This is a genomic window from Neobacillus drentensis NBRC 102427 (assembly GCF_001591445.1).
GTDB lineage: Bacteria > Bacillota > Bacilli > Bacillales > Cytobacillaceae > Neobacillus > Neobacillus drentensis.
On the sequence record NZ_BCUX01000091.1, the window covers coordinates 1 to 8637 of the forward strand.

Annotated in this window: 8 protein-coding genes; 5 read left to right on the forward strand and 3 right to left on the reverse strand. The window is 37.4% G+C overall.

The annotated features are described in order from the left end of the window. A partial coding sequence (locus BDR01S_RS25980; RefSeq protein ID WP_066363376.1) for a Mu transposase domain-containing protein occupies window positions 1–1022 on the forward strand: 1022 nt, incomplete at its 5' end. Then, the gene (gene istB, locus BDR01S_RS23600) at window positions 1019–1777 is read left to right on the forward strand and encodes an IS21-like element helper ATPase IstB (RefSeq protein ID WP_066248384.1); all 759 of its coding nucleotides are present in this window, start codon (window positions 1019–1021) and stop codon (window positions 1775–1777) included. The genes BDR01S_RS25980 and istB, both read left to right, overlap by 4 nt. 1164 nt (window positions 1778–2941) lie before the next feature. On the opposite strand, the gene BDR01S_RS23605 is transcribed toward istB, so the two are convergent. From BDR01S_RS23605 to BDR01S_RS23615, 3 genes are all read right to left on the reverse strand, one after another. Next, window positions 2942–3790, reverse strand: a complete 849-nt coding sequence (locus BDR01S_RS23605) for a hypothetical protein (protein WP_066248388.1) — start codon at window positions 3788–3790, stop codon at window positions 2942–2944. Between the two features lie 230 nt (window positions 3791–4020). Further along, the gene (locus BDR01S_RS23610) at window positions 4021–4509 is read right to left on the reverse strand and encodes a hypothetical protein (RefSeq protein ID WP_066248393.1); all 489 of its coding nucleotides are present in this window, start codon (window positions 4507–4509) and stop codon (window positions 4021–4023) included. Between the two features lie 64 nt (window positions 4510–4573). Beyond that, window positions 4574–5173, reverse strand: a complete 600-nt coding sequence (locus BDR01S_RS23615) for a hypothetical protein (RefSeq protein ID WP_066248396.1) — start codon at window positions 5171–5173, stop codon at window positions 4574–4576. 264 nt (window positions 5174–5437) lie between these two features. Here BDR01S_RS23615 and BDR01S_RS23620 point away from each other — a divergent pair, with 264 nt between their 5' ends. From BDR01S_RS23620 to BDR01S_RS23630, 3 genes are all read left to right on the forward strand, one after another. Then, window positions 5438–6034 (forward strand): TetR/AcrR family transcriptional regulator, encoded by a 597-nt coding sequence (locus tag BDR01S_RS23620; protein ID WP_066248397.1) that lies wholly within the window; start codon window positions 5438–5440, stop codon window positions 6032–6034. A gap of 79 nt (window positions 6035–6113) precedes the next feature. Further along, a complete protein-coding gene (locus tag BDR01S_RS23625; protein WP_066363378.1) occupies window positions 6114–6683 on the forward strand; it encodes a DUF6609 family protein in 570 nt (189 codons plus the stop codon). A gap of 552 nt (window positions 6684–7235) precedes the next feature. Next, window positions 7236–8378 (forward strand): phospholipase D-like domain-containing protein, encoded by a 1143-nt coding sequence (locus BDR01S_RS23630; RefSeq protein ID WP_066248407.1) that lies wholly within the window; start codon window positions 7236–7238, stop codon window positions 8376–8378. Window positions 8379–8637: the final 259 nt, after the last annotated feature.

Consider the following 8637-nt stretch of genomic DNA (forward strand, 5'->3'; position numbering starts at 1 on the left):
ATCTTCATGCAAAACAGGAAGCATTCCTGGATGGCTTCGTTCATGCGTTTGAGTTCTTAGGAGGAGTTCCGACAGAAGGTCTACTTGATAATCTAAAAACAGCTGTAATAAAAATCCTTCAAGGAAGAGATCGGCTAGAACAAGAGGCCTTTATTGGTCTCCAGGCTCATTATGTATTTAAAGCTGAATTCTGTAATCCCGCAAGTGGAAATGAAAAAGGTCGTATCGAAGGTACTGTTGGATATGTAAGAAGGAATGCTTTGGTGCCTCTACCTGAGGTTCAATCTATTAATGAACTGAACGAGTACCTCCAAAATTGGTGTTTAAAGGAAGCTGGAAGGACTCACGTCCCTAATAAATCAGAGACTGTCCTAGAAATGTGGGAGAAAGAAAAAGAGATTCTCCATCCTCTTCCTATTAACCGTTTTGAAGCTTGTAAACTTCTATCGTGCAAAGTGAATAAAACTTCCCTTATTACAGTGGAAACCAATCGTTATTCTGTACCCTATAGCTATGCTGGTCAAGCTGTATGGACAAAAAATTTTGTCGATCGAGTAATCGTAGTGGCTCAAAACCGTGTGATCGCAGAACACCCTCGCTCCTATGAACGCAATCAGGTGATTACGGTTCTTGATCATTATCTGGAAGTCTTGCTTAAAAAACCCCGAGCAATCCGGGACGCTCATGCATTCCAATCCACTGAAATCCCTGATGTATTCAAGCGATTCCATTTGAAAATGCGTGAGCAGGAAGGATCTGAAGGTGATAGGAAGTTCATTCGAATTCTCCTCCTCCATCGTGACATTGGTATGGAAAATTTAACAAAAGCCTTATTGGAAGCAGAGAAAACTCAAGTTTTCCGATATGAGGAAGTCCATGAAATTATACAAAGGCTTACGCACCAAAACATACCAATCAGTACTCTTCCAACTGATAAAACACCAGTCAATCTTTTAGATTACAAAGTGAATAAATCCAGTATAGAACAGTACGGCCAATTAACAGGAGGCACTAGGAAATGACAACTGAACTACTTTTAGATCACCTTACTAAACAACTACGGATTCCGACTATTTCAGCACAATACCGTTCTCTCGCAAGAGAGGCTGAGAATCGTAACTTGAGTTATGAGGAATTTCTTTTGGCTCTATTAGAAGCAGAATTAGAGTCTAGAGAAGAAAATCAAAGACAACGAAGGCTTAAACAAGCTTCCTTTCCTGTCCAAAAAACACTAGATAGCTATGATTTTAGTTTGATGCCAAGTCTGAACCGAAATCGCTTCCTGACTCTATCAAAGGGAGATTTTGTAGAGAAGAAGGAAAACATAATATTCTTAGGAAACAGTGGGACTGGAAAGTCGCATTTGGCTACGGGTATTGGAATTGAAATGATTAAAAATGGCTATAAAGTTAAGTTTATTTCGGCTGCAGAACTAGTAGAAGAACTCCTTTTGGCAAATGAAGAACACAAGCTAGGTGCATTGGAAAAGAGGTGGCTCAAATTTGATTTGATCATTATTGATGAGCTGGGCTACGTGCCGTTCACGAAAATTGGGTCAGAGCTCTTTTTCCAATTCTTTGCAGGTCGCTACGAACGAGCTAGCGTGATGATTACTACGAATCTAGAATTTACGGAATGGACCTCCATTTTTGGAGATGAAAAAATGACCGCAGCTCTACTTGACCGACTAACCCATAAAGCTCATATCCTCCTCCTTAATGGAGAATCGTATCGATTTAGACAAAGTATGAAACAAAGGGATGAGAGCGACCAATAGGCCAGGCACGCGAGGAGTTTAGGGTATCTTGCCCCTCGGGGCAAGATACCCTAAACTCCAAGTCCTCACCCAAATATGGAAATAACTCAGAATGAAGTGGCTCACTTTTGAAGTGATCACACTGGCTCAAATTAATATTGACAAATACAGCAGATACTCTTTCCAACTCAGGAATTAACACCACTATCTCTCCTTACAATAATTGGGGCATGAGTGTCAATTTTAAAATAGATATATGGGAAAACCAAAGTAAGATTGTAGTAACGGTTAGAACCGAAAATGGTAAATCATATCAATATTTTATAAATGTGTAAATTTTCTTAATAAAAATTATTAAAAAAACATAAAAAAATAAAGATATCATGAAATAAAATAGAAGAGGACCTGAAAGCCTCTCCTTTTCAACTTCTAAAGCAGTACCATTATTTATCCATACTTATCTGCTTATATTTGAAAGAACCCCTCAGGGACGGTTCTCATGGTTTTTAATGAAAGTTACCATCGCAACAAATTTTTTTAAAATTCTCAATCTAAGGCTTATTTTGCCATGCCCATTTTTTCTGACATAGATTTAGTATTCAAGAATATTATGGTTTAACTCAGGTTCTCTCCATTTTGTTTTAACTTGATGGCTATGGGGTCTGACCCCAAAAATCCCGACACATGAAATTGGAGCATTTACGTTCCACTCAAGGAAAGAGTTAAAGAACTTTTTGAATCGATTACCTCAAATGTCAGCCCTTGAAATACTGATGATGATGAACCCAGAACCATCAGTAGCACATTAAGGCGGAAAAAGTAAGAGCAGCATCCGTGCTCTTACTTTTTTGTTCTATCAAATTTAAATGCCGGATAAGGCCTCATACTTCCTAGACGCTGTACTAGTGTTAGTCTCGGGAGCATAGTCGGTGTATTCTATAGCTGTATAAGTACTGGCTAGAAGCATCCTTCTTTGAATTCTCATATTCTACAAATCTCGACATATATCGGGCGGTGACAGGCACCATAGCCAATAACGGAAAGAAGAGACAACCAACCACCCCAACAATATTCAACTGCAACTTTATCCTATCACTTTCCACCAGTCTAATAACCTATCAATCTTCGACAAATATCGGGGCGTGACAGGCACCATAGCCTTTTTTTAGTTCGCCAGATGTTCACTCAATTAGATAAAGAAGTTTCGAATGGGAGTTTCCTACTTTTTGCTTTCCATAAAAACCAGGCATATCCAATAATGGTAGTTATGATGATTCCTAATAAAAGATTGATATAAAAGATAATCCCGTGAAACAAACTCTGATTCAAAAATGCTTGAATGCTAAGAAGGACTACAATGATATTCCACATCACTGAGGTAATCGAGATGATAGTTTTCGCTTTTTTTCCTTTTTCATTTTCTAAAAACCATCCCAAAAGCGGTATTATTTGCAGGGCATGAAAAGCAAATCCGTGTGACCAAATGAAATTCCCATTTTCACCTAGATGTCTTGATAATAGTGCGATCATAATTAATCCAGCGATAAACGCCAATATAAGCGAAGACGCGGACCACTTGATTGCAAAAAGAAGAATGTTTCGTGTATGTTTCGATTTGAATATTTTAATCATAAAAATAATTGTTAGTACCATCATAATGACTGATAAGGAACTCATTAAAAATTTGCCAATAATAATATCGTAGACGTTATGATTGTGTGCAAATCGTGGGTCTACCCCTCTAAGTGGCTGCACAGATTCGAAGACCATCGCAAGTCCAAAAACAACAGCAGTCCACCAAACCCACAATTTCCTTCCTTTTTCCGAAAAATTTGCAAGATTTAAAAACACGGCAAGATTAATAATAAATAACCCTATGGCGGCATTAAAAGATAACGGCTTCGTTAAATCTCCATCAGGCAAAACGTATCTTCCATGGATAAAGATTACCAATAAAAATATCAAACTTACTAATAAACCCATTATTCCTATCAGAACTATTGGCTTTGAATCAATAAATATCTTTTTTTTCATGAAACAACTCCCTTTCCTTTCAAGTTTTTTCCGCTATATATTATCTGAAAACATGAATACAAGTTGGTAAACTTTGCTATGAAGATACAAACTTCCTTTTTAAACTGTAAGTTTAAGAAGGAAGTCATCCATCAGAATGACAGCCTCCCATTTTTTTTTACGAAGAAGATGGATTTTCTTTGGCAATGTCTTTTTTCGGGGTTACAAAAGTGGAGTGTTAGCTTTGTTTATTAACTTATTTTGTGATGATTAGCCTTTCTAATCAATTTACCTCCCTGAAAAAATCTACCATTCTCTATCACGAATTTCTCAGCCTCATCCGATGACGGAATTGTTTCGGTTAATTTCCATGTATGAAAGTATGACTTCACACTTCCACTATAAAAAATCCAACTAAAAAATCTCCTTGAAAAATTGTGAAAACCTTTTGTTCTGAAGTTATTCATGAGCTTAGGGTCTTTCCAAACAGTAAGAGTTTGACCTACACCACCTTGCAACTGACCAGTCAATTCAGCATATAAAAGATTCTCATTCCTCGAAAGTGCTTTCATTATAAACTGATTTAATAAACCATTTATGAGCAATCGAGGAATATTAAAATTTTCCCCTCTAGTGACAGATACAACTGCATCTTTTGGTAAACTAACACTTTTATTGCCCAACGTAAAAGTTGCCTGATATTTATTATTCGGATCTTCATGCTTTACCCATTTCCGCATCACTTTATCTCCCCTTAAAATATTACAATCCTGTAAGCCACTTCAGAAAAGTTTTAGCTTTGTACTATCTACCCTTGACTGAGCTATATTCAAATTCGCAGGGAGCTTCAAACTTTTTAAATTTTATTCCCGCTGCGATAAATCCTGCCCCTGTGAAAAGAGAACCAATAACTTCAACAATTTTCTGGATGTCGCCAGAAACACTTGCCACTGCGAACACGATCGTACCGATCACTAAAAGATAACCCGAAAATACAGGAAATACCTTTGCTCTAATCATCGATACTCCTAATAAGATTATCCCTATTACAAATAGGAGAGGTCCGAACGAATAGATAGGTTCCGTCACCGGTGTGGTAAAAACATGATGAATGTTTTCCCCTGAAGCCTGTGCTATTTCCACAAAGACAATTGCTGTTACAATGATGTTTCCAATGTTCCCAACAAGCATAGCGAAAAAACCCAGTAAGCCATTTCGATCGCCTTGTTGTATATAAAGTCCGAAAAAGGCAAAAACGAGTAACAAATGGGCTACAAAAACAAGCAGAGATCCAAAAACGCTCCCTTGTTCTCCAGCCCCAAGGTTTAAAGAATGAGCGCACACAAGAAGGATTCCTGAAAGAATCGAGGTAATTCTCCCCATGAGAGTGATAGATTTATTCATTCCCTTACACTCCTTTTTATTTTATAGACAAGCTCCGTTGCAAAACCATCTTGCGCTAGTACGGTGAATATCGTACGGGCAGAATAATAAGACCGTGCCTTCGTTCCTGTGACGGTACATCATCTTTCCCTTCATCCTGTCTTAAAAAAACTTTACCCGCAGTTAAAATTGTTTTACTATTTAAAATATAGTGTGGTTATCAAAAAATGTAAAGGGTTTTTTTTCAAGTAATTACGACATAAATACATCTAGGAGGTCTTTTTGGTGAGAAGAGAGAAAAACAAAGAATTTACGAAAAATTTACTGATTGAAGCAGCAATGGAGCTATTTAAGAAGCAGGAGTACCAAAAAACAACAATTGAAGAGATCGTGAGAGCAGCTGGAGTTAGCAAGCCCACCTTTTTTGCCTATTTTAAATCCAAAGAACAGATTTTATATGAATTTGATCTGCAGCAACTAAAAACATTCGAATTTACAATGAAAAGTCAGTTAAACAACCATGATGATCTGCTCATCAACTTAAGGAAGGCTATCGTCTATATGGCAGACAACCTTCATACTACTTCCATGATCACGCAAAATATGTTGCACTTATTAACGATCAATGAGGACTATAAAAGGTTGCTTTCTGACATGTTCGTTATGTTTCAGACCGTCACGAAAGAAATAATAGATTACGGTCAACAACACAAGATAGTCATCATGGATATTACCTCTGAGGAGATTGCAACTGATATCGTCAATATTTATGTAGGTTCGCTCGTCACATGGGTTATATCTAATGGAGCCGCATCACTTGAGGTACATATGGGGAATACCCTGGATCATTTTTTGAGTGCTATTAACATAAAAATTAAGTAAAAAGGAGAATTAGTATTTAAAATCTAGATTAAAACAATTTAATGATAGGAAGGCGATGGCGGTGCTTCATAAAATAGCAATGAAATTAGGTCATGAGAAAAATAAACCCATGGAGTTTTTAAATAAACGAGTTTGCGGCTTATGGTTATTATGGATTGGCGCAGTAATTATAGTTGGAACAGTAGTTGGAGGTATTTATCTAATCTCTCCTTTTATCTTTTTCATTGGTTATTTTCTAGGAGTAGTATTTATATTGGGAAACAAGTCTTTACGAAAACGATTTTCCTTCGGTTCTCCTACGAAATTTCAGAACAAAATGTCAAAATCGTCCATTATCTTTATGTTTTTTCTGATGATATTGATTTCAGGAAGATACTTTGGCGTTCATGACTATCGCATGATTTGGCTGGGTGCCTTACTTGCAACAGCCATTCACTTTATTCCATTTGCGACGGTACATGGAAAAAGTCTGCTTTTCCTTTCAATCCCCTTGATAATAATTGCACTTTTGGGAATGATGGAACCACAAGTTCCTTTTATTTATTTTGGAATTGCTGATGGTATAGCTAAAATGGTATTTGGAGGGGCGTTGTTGTTATCTAAAAATCCAAAAAAAGGAGCAGAAGACAGCTTTACAGCTTCCTTGTAAAAAAGTGCCATGTTGATCGTCACCCCTTTTAGCGTGACAGGCACTGCATTTAACCCCAATGTCAAGGAAAGCAAATTCTCTTTTAAGAGGGCATTTCTTTGTAATAATGGAAATAATATAAAATAGAGAAGTGCGTCAACACTTCTCCTCGCAACCTCTACCGTCAGGGTGGTGGTTGTCAAAGTTGTTTATTTATGAGAACCACCCTTTTGCTTGCGACGGCGTAGGGTGGTTTTCTCGTTTTCTAGAACTTTCCACCACTCTAAAAACCTATCAATCTTCGACAAATATCGGGTCGTGACAGGCTCTAGGATTTAAGTTAAGGTAAAATTTCAGGTTTTATCGTGGAACAACATTTGAATTAAGATCGTTTAGTACGTGTTAGGGACGGAAAATCGTCACGCTGCATACTAAAGCCGTGTGTTCTGGCCAACAGGTCCCAATTGGATTCTCTTATTCTACAAATCTCGACATATATCGGGTGGTGACAGGCACCATACCCTACAGGCACCATAGCCAAGGAATGGTAATACGCAGGATATCAATCCATATTTGTTGAGCAGTGTAGGTGCCATGTTTGCTATAATAGCCATCTTTTTTGACTTTCTATCCCGGCCGACATGGACCTTAGCGGCCTTCTTCTTCCTTAGTTCGTTAATAAAAGTTTTATTAAAAAAAGAAGCCCCACCAAGTAAACCTGCGGCAGTTGCAATAAAACCAAGTCAGCCGATGAAACAACAAGGTCTTATAACCAGAAGCCAGGACGTAGAAAGAGATAGTCAAACGGAAATACTGCTTGCTTTTACCAGAAAGATGGATCAGTCCTTTATAGACATTTTTACTCGGCTGCAAAGAATTGAAGAAAATGGCCTTTCAATCGACAAGGGTGCGCAAGATTCACTTATTGAGAGACTTAAAATAAGTATGACAGAGGAGATGATGCAGTACTGTTCGAAGAACCAAGAACAAATGGATAAGAATATGAATCTGATGTATACGGCCCTGGGTCATGAAATGAAAACGGTGGAGAACTCCATTGAAATTCTTCTAAATACTATGATTGAACACAATAAAACACAAAATGAAATCCAAGCTTCTATTGAATTGATGAAGCAAAAATCAGAGGAATTAGTAACCATCGATATGATTCGTGAAGTCATAAAAGAGACCATTCAGGAGAACAACCATTCATATCAAATACAGCATATACAAAACCATCAAATAAAGAATTATTTATACAAGGCACTAGACGAAGCCAATCACGAAGTATGCATTATTAGTCCGTGGATCTCCAAATGGGTGACAGAACCCGAAATGCTTTCTCGTTTTAAAAGCTTACTGGCTAGGGGTGTTAATTTAGCCATTTTATATGGAATCGAGGGAAACTCCTCTTCCATGAAACATGATCAAAGAGGCGAAACAACCGAAAAATATGTTCAGCGGTTAAAAACCTCCCTTACCAATAAAAGGCACTCCTGTAAACTGCAAGTGGGTAAAATTAATTCACACTACAAGCTATTTATTTGTGATGAAGTCTTTTATGTAGAATCCAGCATGAATATGCTCTCGAATAAAGAAGATTACGGCCAAGGTTTTCAATGGCACGAAGGCGGTACCTACTCGGAGCATAAAGAAATGTTACTTACGCTTAAGAAACTTTATTTTGGTTCTAACAATAAATATACGGCTGTTTAAAAACAAGGACGGATAATGATTATCTGTTCTTTAGTTTTTCCTACTAGACCCGCCCTCTTGGTAGACAAACTACTATTATTTTTGAATTCCCGTGCTTGAGAAATATCTAACATACTCTCGAAAGAGTAAGAGCACATAAGACTGGCCCTTACTCCTTTGAAATTGGCTATAATCTTTTTTTGAAATCTTCTTAACTCACTGTAACGCTTTATCGCTTTAAATTTCTATCAAAGTGGGGGTCTGACCCACTGGCCTTGCA

Coding starts and splice junctions, on each gene's coding strand:
- istB (WP_066248384.1), top strand. CDS start 1,019: ATGACAACTGAACTACTTTTAGATCACCTTACTAAACAACTACGGATT.
- BDR01S_RS23605 (WP_066248388.1), bottom strand. CDS start 3,790: ATGAAAAAAAAGATATTTATTGATTCAAAGCCAATAGTTCTGATAGGA.
- BDR01S_RS23610 (WP_066248393.1), bottom strand. CDS start 4,509: ATGCGGAAATGGGTAAAGCATGAAGATCCGAATAATAAATATCAGGCA.
- BDR01S_RS23615 (WP_066248396.1), bottom strand. CDS start 5,173: ATGAATAAATCTATCACTCTCATGGGGAGAATTACCTCGATTCTTTCA.
- BDR01S_RS23625 (WP_066363378.1), top strand. CDS start 6,114: ATGAAATTAGGTCATGAGAAAAATAAACCCATGGAGTTTTTAAATAAA.